The sequence below is a fragment of the Hydrogenophaga sp. T66 genome, from assembly GCF_057219855.1.
In genome coordinates this window covers 1-16,308 of the sequence record NZ_JBXVVX010000002.1, presented here as the reverse complement: position 1 = coordinate 16,308, position 16,308 = coordinate 1, and the positions used below count along the sequence as shown (strand labels likewise).

The 16,308-nt window shown below is 68.0% G+C and carries 17 protein-coding genes; all 17 read left to right on the top strand.

The genetic code is table 11. From position 1 onward, the window contains the following. The first annotated feature begins 42 nt into the window (after positions 1 to 42). Positions 43 to 612 carry a YceD family protein gene (locus AC2D80_RS09040; protein WP_484632687.1) on the top strand — a complete coding sequence of 190 codons (570 nt, stop codon included), beginning with the start codon at positions 43 to 45 and terminating at the stop codon, positions 610 to 612. A 138-nt stretch (positions 613 to 750) separates the two neighbouring features. Further along, positions 751 to 933 (top strand): 50S ribosomal protein L32, encoded by a 183-nt coding sequence (gene rpmF / locus AC2D80_RS09035; RefSeq protein ID WP_234266733.1) that lies wholly within the window; start codon positions 751 to 753, stop codon positions 931 to 933. A gap of 127 nt (positions 934 to 1,060) precedes the next feature. Then, positions 1,061 to 2,110, top strand: coding sequence for a phosphate acyltransferase PlsX (gene plsX / locus AC2D80_RS09030; RefSeq protein ID WP_484632686.1), 1,050 nt, complete (start codon positions 1,061 to 1,063; stop codon positions 2,108 to 2,110). 12 nt (positions 2,111 to 2,122) lie between these two features. Then, a complete protein-coding gene (locus AC2D80_RS09025) occupies positions 2,123 to 3,100 on the top strand; it encodes a beta-ketoacyl-ACP synthase III (protein ID WP_484632685.1) in 978 nt (325 codons plus the stop codon). A gap of 48 nt (positions 3,101 to 3,148) precedes the next feature. Continuing rightward, entirely contained in the window at positions 3,149 to 4,099 is a 951-nt protein-coding gene (gene fabD, locus AC2D80_RS09020) for an ACP S-malonyltransferase (protein ID WP_484632684.1), read from the top strand. A gap of 14 nt (positions 4,100 to 4,113) precedes the next feature. Beyond that, positions 4,114 to 4,875, top strand: coding sequence for a 3-oxoacyl-ACP reductase FabG (gene fabG / locus AC2D80_RS09015; protein WP_484632683.1), 762 nt, complete (start codon positions 4,114 to 4,116; stop codon positions 4,873 to 4,875). 93 nt (positions 4,876 to 4,968) lie between these two features. Then, entirely contained in the window at positions 4,969 to 5,208 is a 240-nt protein-coding gene (gene acpP / locus AC2D80_RS09010) for an acyl carrier protein (RefSeq protein ID WP_484632682.1), read from the top strand. A 7-nt stretch (positions 5,209 to 5,215) separates the two neighbouring features. Continuing rightward, entirely contained in the window at positions 5,216 to 6,460 is a 1,245-nt protein-coding gene (fabF, locus tag AC2D80_RS09005; RefSeq protein ID WP_484632681.1) for a beta-ketoacyl-ACP synthase II, read from the top strand. Between the two features lie 527 nt (positions 6,461 to 6,987). After that, a complete protein-coding gene (gene rpoE, locus AC2D80_RS09000) occupies positions 6,988 to 7,629 on the top strand; it encodes an RNA polymerase sigma factor RpoE (protein WP_484632680.1) in 642 nt (213 codons plus the stop codon). Between the two features lie 30 nt (positions 7,630 to 7,659). Further along, positions 7,660 to 8,271 (top strand): sigma-E factor negative regulatory protein, encoded by a 612-nt coding sequence (locus AC2D80_RS08995; protein WP_484632679.1) that lies wholly within the window; start codon positions 7,660 to 7,662, stop codon positions 8,269 to 8,271. Continuing rightward, positions 8,252 to 9,292 carry a MucB/RseB C-terminal domain-containing protein gene (locus tag AC2D80_RS08990; RefSeq protein WP_484632678.1) on the top strand — a complete coding sequence of 347 codons (1,041 nt, stop codon included), beginning with the start codon at positions 8,252 to 8,254 and terminating at the stop codon, positions 9,290 to 9,292. Before AC2D80_RS08995 ends, AC2D80_RS08990 begins: the two co-directional genes overlap by 20 nt. 74 nt (positions 9,293 to 9,366) lie before the next feature. After that, the gene (locus tag AC2D80_RS08985; RefSeq protein WP_484632677.1) at positions 9,367 to 10,872 is read left to right on the top strand and encodes a Do family serine endopeptidase; all 1,506 of its coding nucleotides are present in this window, start codon (positions 9,367 to 9,369) and stop codon (positions 10,870 to 10,872) included. Positions 10,873 to 11,381: 509 nt separating this feature from the next. Next, positions 11,382 to 13,193, top strand: a complete 1,812-nt coding sequence (gene lepA, locus AC2D80_RS08980) for a translation elongation factor 4 (RefSeq protein ID WP_484632676.1) — start codon at positions 11,382 to 11,384, stop codon at positions 13,191 to 13,193. Positions 13,194 to 13,204: 11 nt separating this feature from the next. Next, positions 13,205 to 14,170 carry a signal peptidase I gene (gene lepB / locus AC2D80_RS08975; RefSeq protein WP_484632675.1) on the top strand — a complete coding sequence of 322 codons (966 nt, stop codon included), beginning with the start codon at positions 13,205 to 13,207 and terminating at the stop codon, positions 14,168 to 14,170. A 25-nt stretch (positions 14,171 to 14,195) separates the two neighbouring features. Then, entirely contained in the window at positions 14,196 to 14,543 is a 348-nt protein-coding gene (locus AC2D80_RS08970; protein ID WP_484632674.1) for a DUF4845 domain-containing protein, read from the top strand. A 4-nt stretch (positions 14,544 to 14,547) separates the two neighbouring features. Further along, positions 14,548 to 15,243, top strand: a complete 696-nt coding sequence (gene rnc, locus AC2D80_RS08965; RefSeq protein WP_484632673.1) for a ribonuclease III — start codon at positions 14,548 to 14,550, stop codon at positions 15,241 to 15,243. 2 nt (positions 15,244 to 15,245) lie between these two features. After that, positions 15,246 to 16,268 carry a GTPase Era gene (gene era, locus AC2D80_RS08960; RefSeq protein ID WP_484632672.1) on the top strand — a complete coding sequence of 341 codons (1,023 nt, stop codon included), beginning with the start codon at positions 15,246 to 15,248 and terminating at the stop codon, positions 16,266 to 16,268. The last annotated feature ends 40 nt before the right edge of the window (positions 16,269 to 16,308 follow it).

Genomic DNA, 16,308 nt, shown 5'->3' with positions numbered 1-16,308 from the left:
CCGGCGATTGTCGCGCTGCCTCGCTCCCGTACACTGCCACGGATGAAGAGTGCGACAACCCCCGCCTGGAATCCGGCGCGGCTGGACGTGCGGTCCCTCGCGGCCGCGGCCGGCTCCCTCGAAGGCCAAACGCCCCTGACTGCTTTGGAGCGTTTGGCCGAGGACCTCACCCCGACCGATGATCAGGCCCTGGCCGGTTCGGTCCGCTGGCGGGCCCGCGCCGAGCAGCGCCCCGGCCCGGCCGGCGGGGAGCCTTCCATCTGGTTGCACTTGCACGCCGACGCGGTGGTCCCCCTGAGCTGTCAGCGCTGCCTGGCGCCGGTCGACACCCCGCTGGAGGTCGACCGCTGGTTCCGTTTCGTGGCGGACGAGGCGACCGCCGAAGCCGAGGACGACGACTGCGAGGAAGACCTGCTGGCGCTCGAGCCACGTCCGGACCTGATTGCCGTGCTGGAAGACGAATTGATCATGTCCCTGCCGGTGTTGCCCATGCACGACACCTGCCCACAGCCGCTCTTGCCGCCGGTCGGCCCGCCGGCTGCCGTGGAAGCCCCCAGCCCGCGCCCCAACCCGTTCGCCGCGCTGCAGGCGCTCAAGCGCCGGGGCGATTGACCCCCCAAACCGGCGAGGTGGTTATAATGCTGGGCTTTGCGCTGACATGCTCAGGCGCCGCTTTGGCGGTCGACCCGGTCAACCCGGGAGATGCGCCTGATCTGACCTCACCGATTCCACGAGCCCAAGGAGCCCAACATGGCCGTTCAGCAAAACAAGAAGTCCCCGTCCAAGCGCGGCATGCATCGCTCGCACAACGCCCTGAGCGTGCCGGGCATCGCCGTGGAGCCGACGACCGGCGAAACCCACCTGCGCCACCACATCAGCCCCAACGGTTTCTACCGTGGTCGTCAGGTGCTGAAGAACAAGTCCGAAGCCTGACGCTTCGGGCCACCCGCCGCGGACGCCCAGGTGTCCGGGCGCGGGTGCGGCAGTCGCAGGCCCGCATGGCTCATGCGGGTCTTTTTTTTGGCGCGGGGTCCGGGCCCCGCGACGTCGAATGCCAGACATGATCACCGTTGCCGTCGATTGCATGGGCGGGGACCACGGCCCATCCGTGACCTTGCCCGCCTGCGAAGCGTTTCTGCGCCAGCATCCCGACGCCCACCTGTTGCTCGTCGGACGGCCGGATGCCCTGACCCGCGGGGCCCTGGCCACGCATGGACGGTGCCGCGTGGTGGCCGCCAGCGAGGTGGTGGCGATGGACGACCCGGTGGAGGTGGCGCTGCGCCGCAAGAAGGACTCCTCGATGCGCATGGCCATCGAGCAGGTGAAATCCGGTGCTGCCCAGGCGGCGGTGTCTGCGGGCAACACCGGCGCCCTGATGGCGATCGCCCGCTACGTGCTCAAGACCCTGGATGGCATCGACCGGCCCGCGATCGCCACCCGCATGCCCAACGCCCGTGGCGGGGCGACCACCGTGCTTGACCTGGGGGCCAACGTCGATTGCACCGCTGAGCACCTGCTGCAGTTTGCGGTGCTGGGGTCTGCCCTGGTTGCTGCCACCGGCGACCGCAGCGATCCGACGGTGGGCTTGCTCAACGTGGGAGAGGAAGTCATCAAGGGCAGCGAGGTCATCAAGCGAGCCGGTGCGCTCCTGCGTGACGCCGCCGCCCGAGGCGACCTCAATTTTCACGGCAACGTCGAGGGCGACGACATCTTCAAGGGCACGACCGACATCGTGGTGTGCGACGGTTTCGTCGGCAACGTGGCGCTCAAGGCCAGCGAAGGGCTGGCGGCCATGATTGGCGGCTTTCTCAAACAGGAGTTTTCGAGCAGCATCGGCCGAAAAATGGCCGCCATCGTGGCCTATCCGGTGCTTTCGTCGTTCAAGCGCCGGGTCGATCACCGGCGTTACAACGGGGCGGCGCTGTTGGGGTTGCAGGGGCTGGTCTTCAAGAGCCACGGTTCGGCCGACGCCTTCGCCTTCGAACAGGCCTTGTCCCGGGCGTATGATGCCGCCGCCCGCGGCATGCTCCCGGACGTGCGCGAGCGCATCGCCCGCGCGCGACCCCTGCTCTCGGCCACCGACGCGGCCGCCGCCCCTTCGATTTCCTGACCCCTTCCGCGCATGACCCGTTACGCCCGCATCACCGGCACCGGCAGTTCCCTGCCGCCGCGCCGTTTGACCAACGCCGACATGGTGGCGCTGCTGGCGCCGCGCGGCGTGGAGACCAGCGACGACTGGATCGTCGAGCGCACCGGCATCCGCGCGCGCCATTTCGTGGACGACGGCGTGTTTGCCAGTGATCTCGGCGCCGAAGCGGCCCGCGCCGCCATCGCCTCGGCGGGGCTCACGCCGGCCGACATCGACCTCATCATCGTGGCCACGTCCACGCCGGACATGGTCTTCCCGTCCACCGCCGCCATCGTCCAGCACAAGCTGGGCATCGCCGGCTGCCCGGCGTTTGACGTGCAGGCGGTGTGCAGCGGCTTTGTCTACGCACTCACCGTGGCCGACGCGATGATCCGCACCGGCTCGGCCCGCCGTGCGCTGGTGATCGGGGCCGAGGTGTTCTCGCGCCTGCTCGATTTCAACGACCGCACCACCTGCGTGCTGTTCGGCGATGGCGCTGGGGCTGTGGTGCTGGAAGCGTCTGACACGCCCGGCATTCTTGCCACCGATCTTCATGCCGACGGCAAGCACGTGGGCATCCTCTGCGTGCCGGGCCATGTGAGCGGCGGCCAGGTGTTGGGCGACCCGCTGCTCAAGATGGACGGTCAGGCGGTGTTCAAGCTGGCGGTCGGCGTGCTGGAAGACGCGGCCCGGACCACCCTGGCCAAGGCCGGTCGCACCGACGCCGACATCGACTGGCTGATCCCGCACCAGGCCAACATCCGCATCATGCACAGCACAGCGCGCAAACTCAAACTGCCGCTGGAGAAGCTCATCGTCACTGTCGACCAGCACGGCAACACCTCGGCCGCGTCCATCCCGCTGGCCCTGGACCACGCGGTGCGTGGTGGCCGCATCCAGCGCGGCGACACGCTCATGCTCGAAGGTGTGGGCGGCGGCTTCACCTGGGGCGCGGTTCTGGTCGATTTCTGACCGGGTGCGCGATCTCGTTTTTTCCCCTGTCATTTCCCGTCCGATCGCATGAAAGCATTTGCATTCGTCTTTCCTGGCCAAGGCTCCCAGTCGGTCGGCATGCTCGACGCCTGGGGCGACCACCCCGCCGTGCGCGACACGCTGCAGGAGGCGTCCGACGCCCTGGGCGAGGACATCGGGCGCCTGATCCACGAGGGTCCGAAAGAAGCGCTGGCCCTCACCACCAACACCCAGCCGGTCATGCTGGTGGCCGGCGTGGCAGCGTGGCGGGTGTGGCGCGCCGAGGGTGGCGCGCTGCCGGCCGCGGTGGCGGGTCATTCGCTGGGTGAGTACAGCGCGCTGGTGGCCTCGGGCGTGCTGACGCTGGCGCAAGCCGCGCCGCTGGTGCGGTTCCGCGCCGCCGCCATGCAGGAGGCCGTGCCCGTCGGCACGGGCGCCATGGCCGCCATCCTGGGGCTGGATGCCGAGGCGGTGAAGGCCGGCTGCTCGGAGGCGCAGGCCACGTTCGGACCCGGCAGTGCCGATGTGGTGGAGGCGGTGAATTTCAACGACCCAGCCCAGACCGTGATTGCCGGCAGCAAGGCCGCGGTCGACAAGGCGTGCGAGGTGCTCAAGGCCCGCGGCGCCAAGCGCGCGCTCCCCCTGCCGGTCTCCGCGCCCTTCCATTCCAGCCTGATGAAGCCCGCGGCCGACCGGTTGCGCGAGCGCCTGGAGGCTACGCCGCTGGCGGCACCGCAGATCCCGGTCGTGAACAACATTGACGTGGCGGTCGAAACCGATCCCGCCCGCATCCGCGACGCCCTTTATCGCCAGGCGTTTGGTCCGGTGCGCTGGGTGGAATGCGTGCAGGCGCTGCAGGCGCGCGGCCTAGTCACGCTGGTGGAATGCGGACCCGGCAAGGTGCTGGCCGGTCTGACCAAACGCATCGGCGCCGACCTCACGGGCGCCCCCCTGTACGACCCCGCCACGCTGGCCGATGTGCGCCAGTTGCTGGCCTGACGCGGAGCGAGCTGATGTCTGATGTGAAATTCGCCGGCCAGGTGGCCCTCGTCACCGGCGCCTCCCGCGGCATCGGCGCCGCCATCGCCCACGAACTCGCCGCCCGCGGGCTGACCGTGATCGGTACCGCCACGTCGGACGACGGCGCGGCCCGGATCGGTCAGGCCCTCACTGCGGTGTCTGGCGCGGGCGCGGACTGCCGGGGTGTCCGGCTGGATGTGAACGACGGCGCCGCCGCCGAGGCCCTGGTCGACGAGATCGTCAAGGCCCACGGCGGCCTGCAGGTGCTGGTCAACAACGCGGGCATCACCCGCGACATGCTCGCCATGCGCCTGAAAGACGATGACTGGGACGCGGTGCTCGACACCAACCTGAAGGCGGTGTTCCGCCTCAGCCGGGCGGTGATCCGCCCCATGATGAAGCAGCGCTACGGCCGGATCATCAGCATCACCAGCGTGGTGGGCGCTTCCGGCAACCCCGGTCAGGCGAACTACGCTGCGGCCAAGGCCGGCGTGGCGGGCATGACCCGGGCGCTGGCGCGCGAACTGGGCAGCCGCTCCATCACCGTCAATTGCGTGGCGCCCGGATTCATCGACACCGACATGACCGCCGCCTTGCCCGAAGAGCAGCAGAAAGCACTCCTGGGCCAGATTCCGCTGGGCCGGCTGGGCAAGCCCGCCGACATCGCCCACGCGGTCGCCTACCTCGCCAGCCCACAGGCCGGCTACGTCACGGGCCAAGAGTTGCACGTCAACGGCGGCATGTTCATGGCCTGACGGCCGGGCGCGGCCCGTCGCCGCGCCTAGGGACGCCTCCCTAGCCCCGGCTAAAATGCCGGTTTGTATTTCAACCAACCCCCTGAGGGACATATGAGCGACATCGAAGCACGCGTCAAGAAGATCATCGCCGAGCAACTCGGCGTGGAAGAAGGTCAGGTCACCAACGAGAAAGCCTTCGTGGCCGACCTGGGCGCCGACTCGCTGGACACCGTGGAACTCGTGATGGCCCTGGAAGACGAATTCGGCATTGAGATTCCGGACGAGGACGCCGAGAAGATCACCACCGTGCAGCACGCCATCGACTACGCGCTGGCGCACCAGAAGGGCTGATCCACCCATGAGCCGCCGCCGCGTCGTCGTGACCGGCCTGGGTTGCATCAGCCCCGTGGGCAACACGGTGGGCGATGCCTGGGCCACGCTCCTGGCCGGCAAGTCCGGCATCGACTTCATCAAACGCTTTGACGCGTCGGCGTTTGCGTGCAAGTTCGCCGGAGAGGTCAAGGATTTCCCGCTCGAGTCCTACATCAGCGCCAAAGAGGCGCGGACGATGGACACCTTCATCCATTACGGCATCGCGGCGGCCCATCAGGCCGTGGTCGACGCTGGCTTGCCCACGGGTGAGGCGCTGGGGGAGGAGTTGGCCACGCGGATCGGCGTCATCATCGGCTCCGGCATCGGCGGTCTGCCGCTGATCGAGGACACCCACACCGAGCTCACGAACCGGGGACCGCGGCGCATCTCGCCGTTTTTTGTGCCGGCGTCGATCATCAACATGATCTCCGGTCACGTGTCGATGCGCTACGGCTTCAAAGGCCCGAACCTGGCCGTGGTGACCGCCTGCACCACCGGCTTGCACTGCATCGGGGAAGCCGCCCGCAAGATCGAGTACGGCGACGCGGACGTGATCGTGGCCGGTGGCGCCGAGGCCACGGTCTCGCCGCTGGGCATCGGCGGTTTCGCCGCCATGCGCGCCCTGTCAACCCGCAACGACGACCCGGCCAGCGCCTCCCGCCCCTGGGACAAGGACCGCGATGGCTTTGTGCTGGGTGAGGGCGCGGGCGTCATGGTGCTGGAAGAGTACGAACACGCCAAGGCGCGCGGCGCCACGATCTACGCCGAGGTGGCGGGTTACGGCATGAGCGCCGACGCCGGCCACATGACCGCACCCAACATGGACGGCCCGCGCCGCGCGATGCTGTCCGCGCTGCGCAACGCCGGGGTGAACGCCGACCAGGTGGATTACCTCAACGCCCACGGAACGTCCACCCCGCTGGGTGACGTGAACGAGAGCAATGCCATCAAGGCGGCGCTCGGTGACCACGCCCACCGCATGGTCGTGAGTTCGACCAAATCGATGACCGGCCACCTGCTGGGCGGCGCCGGGGGCATTGAGAGCGTGTTTACGGTGCTGTCGGTGCACCACCAGAAGGTGCCGCCGACCATCAACCTGGTCAACCAGGATCCCGAGTGTGACCTGGACTACTGCGCCAACGTCGCGCGTGACGTGAAGATCGACGTCGCGCTGAAGAACAACTTCGGCTTCGGCGGCACCAACGGCACGCTGGTGTTCCGCCGGATCTGACGCACAACGCCGGTCTGCCCCATGCGAAACGCCCCGTCCGTGGCATACCCGGCGGGGCGTTTGGCTTGGGAGGGTGCTGCACTGGCGCTGGTATCGGTGTTGGCTGCCGAGTTGTGGGGTGTCGCGGCGCTGGCCTGGCCGTCGGGTGTTGCGGCGGTCGGCGTGGTTGGGTCCGTCCTGTGGGGTTGCCTGGCCTGGGGCGCTTGGCGTCGTTCGGCGGGAGGCCGCCTGGCCTGGGACGCCCAGGCGCCGGCTCCCGGCGGTGATCGGCCGGGAGCGTGGCTCTGGTACGCCCCGGTCGGCGCGCAGGGCGCCACGCCGGCACGTTCCGTGCGCGTGGCGGTCGACGCGCAGACCTGGTTGCTGGTCCGCCTGGACCTCGGCGTCGCCAACGGGGTGCGGTGGTTGGTGTTTCAGCGCCGGGACGAACCGGCCCGCTGGGACGATTGGCGGCGGGCGCTGCTTGCACACGCGCCGCCTCGGGGAAACCCTGAGGGGGATGCTCCATCGGGTATAGTCCCGCGCGCATGACGCCCCCCGACCACACCGCGCCGCCGGCGCCCGACAGCGACGCCTTGCTGGTGCAGCGCACCCTGGCCGGGGAGCAGCGTGCCTTTGAGTTGCTGGTGATGAAGTACCAGCGTCGGGTCGAGCGGCTGATCGGGCGGATGGTGCGCGACGTCGATCTGGTGCCCGACATTGCCCAGGAAACGTTCATCCGGGCCTACCGGGCGCTGGGCCAGTTCCGCGGTGAGGCGCAGTTCTACACCTGGCTCTACCGGATCGCCGTCAATACGGCCAAGAAGCAGCTCATGGAACTCAAGCGCGACCCGCTGGTTTTCCAATCGCAGCTGCAGGGTGCCGAGGACGATGAAACTTCCGCGCCGGAGCGCGAACTAAGCGCAGGTGTGGCCGACACCGAAACGCCTGACGCGGTGCTGGCCAGCAAGGAAATTGCCGAGGCCGTGAACGCGGCCATGGACGCCCTGCCCGAGGAATTGCGCATGGCGATCACCTTGCGGGAGATCGAAGGCATGAGTTACGAAGAGATTGCGCAGGCGCTTGACTGTCCGATCGGCACCGTGCGGTCCCGGATTTTCCGGGCCCGCGAAGCCATCTCCGGCCGCATCAAGCCCATGCTTGAGCGCCAGAGCGGCAAGCGCTGGTGAACAGCTGGTGAGCCACACCCGGAGCCCACGATGAACGCAGACCCGACACCCTCTCTCCCGACCCGCGACGACGCGTGGTCGGCCCTGTTCGACGGCGAGGTGGCCGAGGCGGAGTGGTCGGCCATCGCGGCCGGCGGCGATTGGCCGGGCGACACGCTCGCCCGCTACCAGCTGATCGGCGACGCGCTTCGGGCGGGGGCCTCCGCCGTGCCGGTCACGCCGCCGGGTGACTTCCTGGCCGGGTTGCAGCGCCGCCTGGCCGAAGAGCCCCGTCCGGTGCCGATGGCGATTCCGGTCGAGCCGACGGTGGTCGTGCGCGGCCCGGCGGCCAACGACGGTGTCTTCCGCTGGAAACTGGCGGCGGGCTTTGCCTCGCTGGCGGCCGTGATGGCGGTGGCGTGGGGCCTGGTCGGTACCGCGCCGGCCCCCGGCGCTGCACCAGTGCTGGCTCAACCGTCGCCGGCGGCGCCGGCCTTGCCCTCCGCCCAGCCGGTGCTCGTGTCCACGCCGCAAGGGCCGGTGGTGCGCGACGCGCGCCTGGAGCAGCTCCTGGCCGATCACCGCCAATTCGCCGGACAGTCCGCCTTGCAGGGCCCCACCGGCTTCATCCGCAACGCCACCTATGACGCGTCCGAGCGCTGATCTGGTTCGTGCGCGGCGCTGGCGCCGCTGGATGACGGCCGGCGCGGTCGCGCTGGGCGCTGTCGCGGCCTTGCCGTCCTGGGCCCAGACGGCCCCGGCCGGCGCGTCGACCCCCGCCCGCTCGGTCAATGAGTGGCTCAACCGCATCCACGAGGCGTCCCGCCAGCGGGCGTACACCGGCACGCTGGTGGTCACGGCCGGGACCACGATGTCGGCCTCGCGCATCTGGCACGTCTGCGATGGCACCGAGCAGATGGAGCGCATCGAAACCCTCACCGGGACGCCGCGCACCACCTTCCGTCACAACAGCGAAGTGATCACCTTCACGCCCGACACCCGCACCGCGGTGGTCGAGCGGCGCGAAGCGCTGGGCCTGTTTCCTGACTTGCTGCGCACGCCCAACAACGTGATTCCGCAGTTCTACACCGCGCGCGAAGTGGGCAGCCAGCGCGTGGCCGGCCACCTGGCCGACATGGTGGAGTTTCAGCCGCGCGATGAGCTGCGCTTTGGCTACCGCATCTGGTCGGAGCGGCAGACCGGTCTGGTCATCAAACTGCAGACGCTGGGCGAGCAGGGCGCGGTGCTGGAGCAGGTGGCTTTTTCTGAGCTCAAGCTCGAAGCGCCGGTTACGATGGACAAGCTCGCGGCCATGATGCGCGACACCCGGGGCTACGAGGTGGTGCGCCCCACCCTGAAGAAAACCACGCCCGAGGCCCAGGGTTGGCGGCTGAAAGAGGCGGTGCCGGGGTTTGCGTCGATGAGCTGCCATGTGCGCGAGACCCCGGGTGCGGCCGCCGGCAAGGCGCCGATGCAATGGGTGTTTTCGGACGGTCTGGCCTCGGTGTCCCTGTTTGTCGAGGCTTACGACCCCAAGCGCCACACCGAGGAGGCCGCAGCCGCCACCGGCGCCACCCATTCGGCCAGCCGCCGCGTGGGCGACCACTGGGTGACAGCGGTGGGCGAAGTGCCTCGCGCCACGCTCAAGCGCTTCACCGCCGCGCTCGAGCGCACCAAGCCCTGAATTTCCCGGAATGCCCGCGCGCGCCACTCGGCGCGCCGGCTTCGCTATCGTGAGTGTCCCTGTCGAGGAGCCCCATGAACACGATCACGCTGTTGCGTCCCACGCAAACCCGTCTGGCCCGGTCCGCACTGCTCTCTGCCCTCTTGTCCGCGGGCGCATGGGGTTTGACGGCGGCGACGGCCCTGGCGCCTTCGCCCGCTGCGGCGCAGGCCGTGGCCAGCGCGCGCGGCCTGCCCGATTTCACCGACCTGGTGGATCTGGTCGGGCCGTCGGTGGTGAACATCCGCACCATCGAGCGCAGTGAATCCGGCGGCGCCGGCGCGGGCACGCCCGATGAACAGATGCTGGAGTTTTTCCGGCGCTTCGGCATCCCGGTGCCGCCGGGCGCCCAGCCCCGCAGCCCGCGGCAGGAGCGCGGGCCCGAGGAGCGGCCGCGCGGCGTGGGTTCGGGCTTTGTGCTGAGCGCCGACGGCTTCATCATGACCAACGCCCACGTGGTCGAGGGGGCCGATGACGTGATCGTCACGCTGCCCGACAAGCGCGAGTTCAAGGCCCGGATCGTCGGCGCCGACAAGCGCACCGACGTGGCCGTGGTGAAGATCGAGGCCACCGGACTCCCGGCCGTGAAGATCGGTGATGTCAACCGCTTGCGCGTGGGCGAGTGGGTCATGGCGATCGGTTCGCCGTTCGGCCTGGAAAACACCGTGACCGCGGGCATCGTCAGCGCCAAGCAGCGCGACACGGGGGACTTCCTGCCCTTCATTCAGACCGATGTGGCCATCAACCCGGGCAACTCCGGCGGGCCGCTCATCAACATGCGCGGCGAGGTGGTCGGCATCAACAGCCAGATCTATTCGCGCTCCGGTGGCTTCCAGGGCATCTCTTTCGCGATCCCGATCGATGAGGCGGTCCGTGTGTCCGATCAGCTGCGCACCAGCGGGCGCGTCACGCGCGGGCGCATCGGCGTGCAGATCGATCAGGTCAGCAAGGACGTGGCCGAGTCGCTCGGGCTGGGGCAGCCCAAGGGGGCGCTGGTCCGCGGCGTCGAGCCGAATTCGCCGGCCGCGCGCGCCGGCATCGAGCCCGGCGACATCATCCTGAAGTTTGACGGCAAGGACATCGACAAGTCGGTGGACCTGCCGCGCATGGTCGGCAACACCAAGCCCGGCAGCCGCAGCACGGTGACCGTGCTGCGCCGCGGTGCGCAGCGCGATCTCGCCATCACGGTGGCCGAGCTGGAGCCCGAGCGGTCCGAGACCCGCGCCAGCGCGCCGGCGCCCGCCAAGCCGCAGCCGAGCAACGCGCTGCAGGCGCTGGGGCTGGCCCTGGTGGATCTGGGGGCGGATCTGCGCAAGGAACTCAACGTGAAGGGCGGGGCGCGCATTGCGTCTGCCGACGGTGCGGCCGCCCGCGCCGGCCTGCGCGAAGGCGACGTGATCCTGCAGATCGGCAACGTGGAGGTGACCAGCGTCAAGGAGGTCGAGGCCGCCCTGGCGAAGCTCGACAAGTCCAAGCCCGTGAGCGTGCTGTTCCGCCGCGGCGAGTGGGCGCAGTACGCGGTCATCCGCCCGCAGCGCTGATCGGGGCCGTTCCGCACCCGGATTCCCCAGGCGACGCCCGGGGTATTCCGGTGGGGGTGGCCGATTCGCCACAGGCCACTTTCCCGATCCCGCGGCGCCGCAAGGGGCCAATTTGTCAGTGACCGCTCACCAGCTTGCCGGGTGGCATGTCTCTATTCGATAAAATCGAACCATCGACCGGTCCACAGGGCCGGCCGGACAGCATCGGGCACCACCATGTGGAAGCGCGCGCGGTTGTCCTCCGATCATCCACAAGGGCTCCTCAGCTTGCCCACACGATCTGTGGATATCCTGTGGATGAAAAAGCTGTTGTTGCCGGACGACAAGGCGTGGCGGGCGGTTTCGGGGTGTGCGTTCCGGGCTTTTTGCCTACAATGAAACCCCAACTATCGCAGTTGCCATTGATTGTTGGTTCCGGGCGCGTCAGCAGCTGACGCGCCCTTTTTTATGGCCGCGACGACCCCTCGTCATCCCTCTTCGCGCGACACCGCGCGAGCACTGTGTTCCCGATGAATCACATCCGCAACTTCTCGATCATTGCCCACATCGACCACGGCAAGTCGACCTTGGCCGACCGCCTCATCTCGCGCTGCGGCGGCTTGTCGGACCGCGAGATGAGCGAGCAGGTCCTCGATTCCATGGACATCGAGAAGGAGCGCGGCATCACCATCAAGGCGCAGACCGCCGCGCTGCAGTACAAGGCCCGCGATGGCAAGGTCTACAACCTCAACCTGATCGACACGCCCGGCCACGTCGATTTCTCCTACGAGGTGTCGCGCTCGCTCTCGGCCTGCGAGGGTGCGTTGCTGGTGGTGGATGCCAGCCAGGGCGTGGAGGCGCAGACGGTGGCGAACTGCTACACGGCGCTGGATCTGGGCGTGGAAGTGCTGCCGGTGCTCAACAAGATGGACCTGCCGCAAGCCGACCCGGACACGGCCAAGCAGGAGATTGAAGACGTCATTGGCATCGACGCCAGCGAGGCCGTGCCCTGCTCGGCCAAGACCGGCATGGGCGTGGAGGAAATCCTGGAGATGGTGGTGGCCAAGGTGCCGCCGCCGCGCGGCAATCCCGACGCGCCGCTGCGCGCCATGATCATCGACAGCTGGTTCGACAACTACGTGGGCGTGGTGATGCTGGTGCGGGTGGTCGATGGCCGCCTGGCGCGTGGCGACAAGATCAAGCTGATGGCCACCGAGTCGCTCTACAACGCCGAGAAACTCGGCGTGTTCACCCCGGCCAACCAGCCGCGCGAGTCGCTGGAAGCCGGTGAGGTGGGTTACATCATTGCGGGCATCAAGGAGTTGAAGGCCGCCAAGGTGGGCGATACCGTCACGGCCATCAAGACCAGCAGCGGCGCCAATCTGGCTTTCGCCACGGAGGCCTTGCCGGGTTTCAAGGAAGTGCAGCCGCAGGTGTTTGCCGGCCTGTACCCGTCAGAGGCCAGCGAGTACGACCAGCTGCGCGACGCGCTGGAGAAATTGCAGCTCAACGATTCGGCCCTGCGTTACGAGCCGGAGGTGTCGCAGGCGCTGGGTTTTGGCTTCCGCTGCGGCTTCCTTGGTCTGTTGCACATGGAGATCGTGCAGGAGCGGCTGGAGCGCGAGTTTGACCAGGACCTGATCACGACCGCCCCCAGCGTGGTGTACGAGGTGGTCAAGGGCGATGGCGAGGTCATCATGGTGGAAAACCCCTCCAAGATGCCGGAGGCCGGCCGGATTGAGGAAATCCGCGAACCCATCGTGACGGTGCACCTTTACATGCCGCAGGAGTATGTGGGGCCGGTGATGACGCTGGCCAACCAGAAGCGCGGCGTGCAGATCAACATGGCCTATCACGGCAAGCAGGTGCTGCTGACCTATGAGCTGCCGCTGGGCGAGATCGTGCTGGACTTCTTCGACAAGCTGAAGTCGGTGAGTCGCGGTTACGCCTCGATGGACTACGAGTTCAAGGAATACCGCAAATCCGATGTGGTGAAGGTCGACATGCTGCTCAACGGCGAGAAGGTCGACGCCCTGTCGATCATCGTCCACCGGACCCAGGCCCAATACCGGGGTCGTGCGGTGGCGGCCAAGATGCGCGAGATCATCAGCCGCCAGCAGTTCGATGTGGCGATCCAGGCCGCGATCGGCGGCAACGTGATCGCCCGCGAGACCATCAAGGCGCTGCGCAAGAACGTGCTGGCAAAATGCTATGGCGGTGACATCACCCGCAAACGCAAACTCCTCGAAAAGCAGAAGGCAGGCAAGAAGCGCATGAAACAGATCGGCTCGGTCGAGGTGCCCCAGGAAGCGTTCCTGGCGATCCTGCAGGTGGAGGAGTGATGGCCGGCGCGATGGCTTCCATCACGGCGGTGGTGCTGGCGGCGTTCATTGGCTACGCCGGGGCCTGGTACGCCGGGATCGTGCAGGGCAACTTCTCGTTGTTGCTGTTCCTGGCGGTGGTGGTCACGGGTGTTTACTGGCTGGCCGACCGGTTCATCTTTCTGCCGCGCCGTCGGCGCGAGGCAGACCAGCTGCTGGAGGAGCACAACCGCCGCCGCGCCGCCCTGGCGGCGCAAGGCTTCAGCCAGATCGAGGGCGATGTCGAGACGGCGCGCCAGAAGCTGCTTGCCCAGCCATGGTGGCTGGACTGGACCGCCGGGCTGTTCCCGGTGATCCTGGCGGTGTTCGTCTTGCGCTCCTTCCTGTTCGAGCCCTTCAAGATCCCCTCGGGCTCGATGATTCCGACGCTGCGCATCGGCGATCTCATCCTGGTCAACAAATACCACTACGGCATCCGCTTGCCGGTCATCAACACCAAGGTGTGGGCCAACCAGGAGCCCAAGCGCGGCGACGTGATCGTCTTTCGCTACCCGCCGCAGCCCAGCCTTGACTACATCAAGCGCGTCATTGGCCTGCCCGGCGACGAGGTGGCCTACCTGAACAAGCAGCTCACGGTCAATGGCAAGCCGGTGCCGCGGGCGGCCCAGCCCGACTTCTTCGACAGCGGCACCATGCGGTATTCGAAGCAGTGGCAGGAGACGCTCGACGCCAAGCGCTACAGCACGCTCAACGACAGCGACCGCCCGGCCTTTGTGCCCGGCGCGACCGAGTTTCCCTTCGCCGATGGCTGCCGCTACACGGTGGAGGGCGTCACCTGCAAGGTGCCTGCTGGCCACTACTTCGTGATGGGTGACAATCGCGACAATTCGCTGGACTCGCGCTACTGGGGGTTTGTGCCTGACGCCAACATCGTCGGCAAAGCCTTCCTGGTGTGGATGAACTTCGGCGACCTGAGCCGCATCGGCTCGTTCGAGTGAAGCGCTGCTGCTGGAGACTGCCCTCATGAAGCTCAAACGCCACCAACGGGGATTGACGTTTTTCGGTCTGGTGATCGTCGGCGGCCTGCTGGCCTGCACCGGCATCGTCGCCGCTCAGGTGGCGCCCACCTACATCGAGTTTCTCGCGGTGCAGAAAGCCGCCAAGAAGGCGTCCGCGGGCAACACCGTGGCCGAGGTGCGCGAGTTGTTCGACAAGGCCGCTGCCGTGGATGACATCCGCAGCATCAGCGGCAAGGATCTTGAGGTGGGCAAGCAGGGCAACGCCGTGGTGGTGTCCTTCGCCTACGCGCGCGAGATCCACCTGGCCGGGCCGGCCTACCTGGTCATGAAGTACCAGGGCAGCTCGCAGTGACGGTTTGAACGCTGACCTCGCCGCGCTGCAGCAACGCCTGCAGCATGTGTTTGCCAACCCCCGCCTGCTGGAGCGGGCGCTGACCCACCGCAGCTTCAGCGCCGACCACAACGAGCGCCTGGAGTTTCTGGGCGACTCGGTGCTCAACCTGGCGGTTTCCGGCCTTCTGTACGAAAAGCTCGATCGCCTGCCGGAGGGCGATCTGTCGCGGGTGCGCGCCCATCTCGTGAAACAGGACACCCTGGTCGGCCTCGCGCAGGATCTGGGTGTCTCCGCCCACCTGCGGCTGGGCGACGGCGAAAAGCGCTCCGGGGGTCACAAGCGGCCTTCCATCCTGGCCGACGCCGTGGAGGCGCTGATCGGCGCGGTGTACCTGGATGCGGGCTTCGAGCCGGCGCGCGCGCTGGTGCTGCGCCTGTACGCGGACGTTGAGTTGCACGCCGGCATGACCGCCCTGGGCAAGGATCCCAAGACCGAGCTGCAGGAGTGGCTGCAGGGCCGCCGGCTGCGACTGCCCAGCTACCGCGTGGTGGCCATCACCGGCGAGGCCCACCGCCAGACCTTCGACATTGAATGCAGTGTGCCCGAGCTGGGTCGCCAGGAGCGCGGCATCGGCAATTCCCGCCGCGCCGGCGAACAGGCCGCGGCTGCCGCCATGTTGCAAACCCTCCAATCGCTGCCCGCCCGCAGCCGCGCCTGACCATGTCCGCTTCCGCCAGCCCGCCGCCCGCCGAACCCACCGACCCCGACCTGGAGGCGATGCTGGCCCGCGCACTGGGACGGCCCGCCGAGGCAGGGACTGGCCCGCAGGAGTCGCCCGCGGCGGCCGAGCCCGTGGACCCCGCGCTGCAGCGGTGCGGCTTTGTGGCCATCGTCGGCAAGCCCAACGTGGGCAAGTCCACGCTGCTCAACGCCCTGGTGGGCCAGAAGATCAGCATCACCTCGCGCAAGGCGCAGACCACGCGCCACCGCATCACCGGCATCCGCACAGAAGGCGCGACGCAGTTCATGTTCGTGGACACGCCGGGTTTCCAGACCCGCCATGGCAACGCACTCAACCGCTCGCTCAACAAGACCGTGCTGGGCGCGGTGGCCGACGTCGACCTGATCCTGTTTGTGGTGGAGGCCGGTCATTTCAACCTCGCCGACGCGAAGGTGCTGTCGCTCTTGCCCGCGAACGCGCCGGTGATCCTGGTGGCCAACAAGTTTGACCTCGTGCACCGCCGCGGCGAGCTGGCGCCCTGGCTGCGGGGCATGCAGGAGCGGCATCCGTTCGCGGAGTTTGTGCCCATGTCGGCCAAGACCCCGCGCGACATCCAGCGGCTGCTGGCGATTTGCGAGAAGTACCTGCCGCAACAGCCATGGATGCACGAGCCCGACGAACTGACCGACCGCAGCGAGCGCTTCATGGCCGCGGAGATGGTCCGCGAAAAGCTGTTCCGCTTGACGGGCGACGAGTTGCCTTACACCTCCACCGTCATCATTGATCGCTTCGAAGAAGAGGGCGCGCTGCGTCGCATCGCGGCGACCATCGTGGTGGAGCGTGACGCCCACAAAGGCATGGTGATCGGTGACAAGGGCGAAAAGCTCAAGCGCATCGGCACCGAAGCCCGCGTGGAGTTGGAGAAGCTGTGGGGCGGCAAGGTGTTTCTGGAGCTGTGGGTGAAAGTCCGGTCGGGCTGGGCCGACGACGACGCCCGTGTGCGCTCGTTTGGGTATGAATAGGGCCCCCACGCTCCGCCGCTGCGCGGGTCGCTGCCCCCCG

Excerpts from the sequence above, each read along its gene's own strand:
- AC2D80_RS08990 (WP_484632678.1), top strand. The coding sequence starts at position 8,252 with ATGACGCGTCCGAGCGCTGATCTGGTTCGTGCGCGGCGCTGGCGCCGC.
- rpoE (WP_484632680.1), top strand. The coding sequence starts at position 6,988 with ATGACGCCCCCCGACCACACCGCGCCGCCGGCGCCCGACAGCGACGCC.
- fabG (WP_484632683.1), top strand. The coding sequence starts at position 4,114 with ATGTCTGATGTGAAATTCGCCGGCCAGGTGGCCCTCGTCACCGGCGCC.
- rpmF (WP_234266733.1), top strand. The coding sequence starts at position 751 with ATGGCCGTTCAGCAAAACAAGAAGTCCCCGTCCAAGCGCGGCATGCAT.
- acpP (WP_484632682.1), top strand. The coding sequence starts at position 4,969 with ATGAGCGACATCGAAGCACGCGTCAAGAAGATCATCGCCGAGCAACTC.
- lepA (WP_484632676.1), top strand. The coding sequence starts at position 11,382 with ATGAATCACATCCGCAACTTCTCGATCATTGCCCACATCGACCACGGC.
- AC2D80_RS09040 (WP_484632687.1), top strand. The coding sequence starts at position 43 with ATGAAGAGTGCGACAACCCCCGCCTGGAATCCGGCGCGGCTGGACGTG.
- lepB (WP_484632675.1), top strand. The coding sequence starts at position 13,205 with ATGGCTTCCATCACGGCGGTGGTGCTGGCGGCGTTCATTGGCTACGCC.
- AC2D80_RS08995 (WP_484632679.1), top strand. The coding sequence starts at position 7,660 with ATGAACGCAGACCCGACACCCTCTCTCCCGACCCGCGACGACGCGTGG.
- fabF (WP_484632681.1), top strand. The coding sequence starts at position 5,216 with ATGAGCCGCCGCCGCGTCGTCGTGACCGGCCTGGGTTGCATCAGCCCC.
- AC2D80_RS08985 (WP_484632677.1), top strand. The coding sequence starts at position 9,367 with ATGAACACGATCACGCTGTTGCGTCCCACGCAAACCCGTCTGGCCCGG.
- AC2D80_RS08970 (WP_484632674.1), top strand. The coding sequence starts at position 14,196 with ATGAAGCTCAAACGCCACCAACGGGGATTGACGTTTTTCGGTCTGGTG.
- fabD (WP_484632684.1), top strand. The coding sequence starts at position 3,149 with ATGAAAGCATTTGCATTCGTCTTTCCTGGCCAAGGCTCCCAGTCGGTC.
- era (WP_484632672.1), top strand. The coding sequence starts at position 15,246 with ATGTCCGCTTCCGCCAGCCCGCCGCCCGCCGAACCCACCGACCCCGAC.
- plsX (WP_484632686.1), top strand. The coding sequence starts at position 1,061 with ATGATCACCGTTGCCGTCGATTGCATGGGCGGGGACCACGGCCCATCC.
- AC2D80_RS09025 (WP_484632685.1), top strand. The coding sequence starts at position 2,123 with ATGACCCGTTACGCCCGCATCACCGGCACCGGCAGTTCCCTGCCGCCG.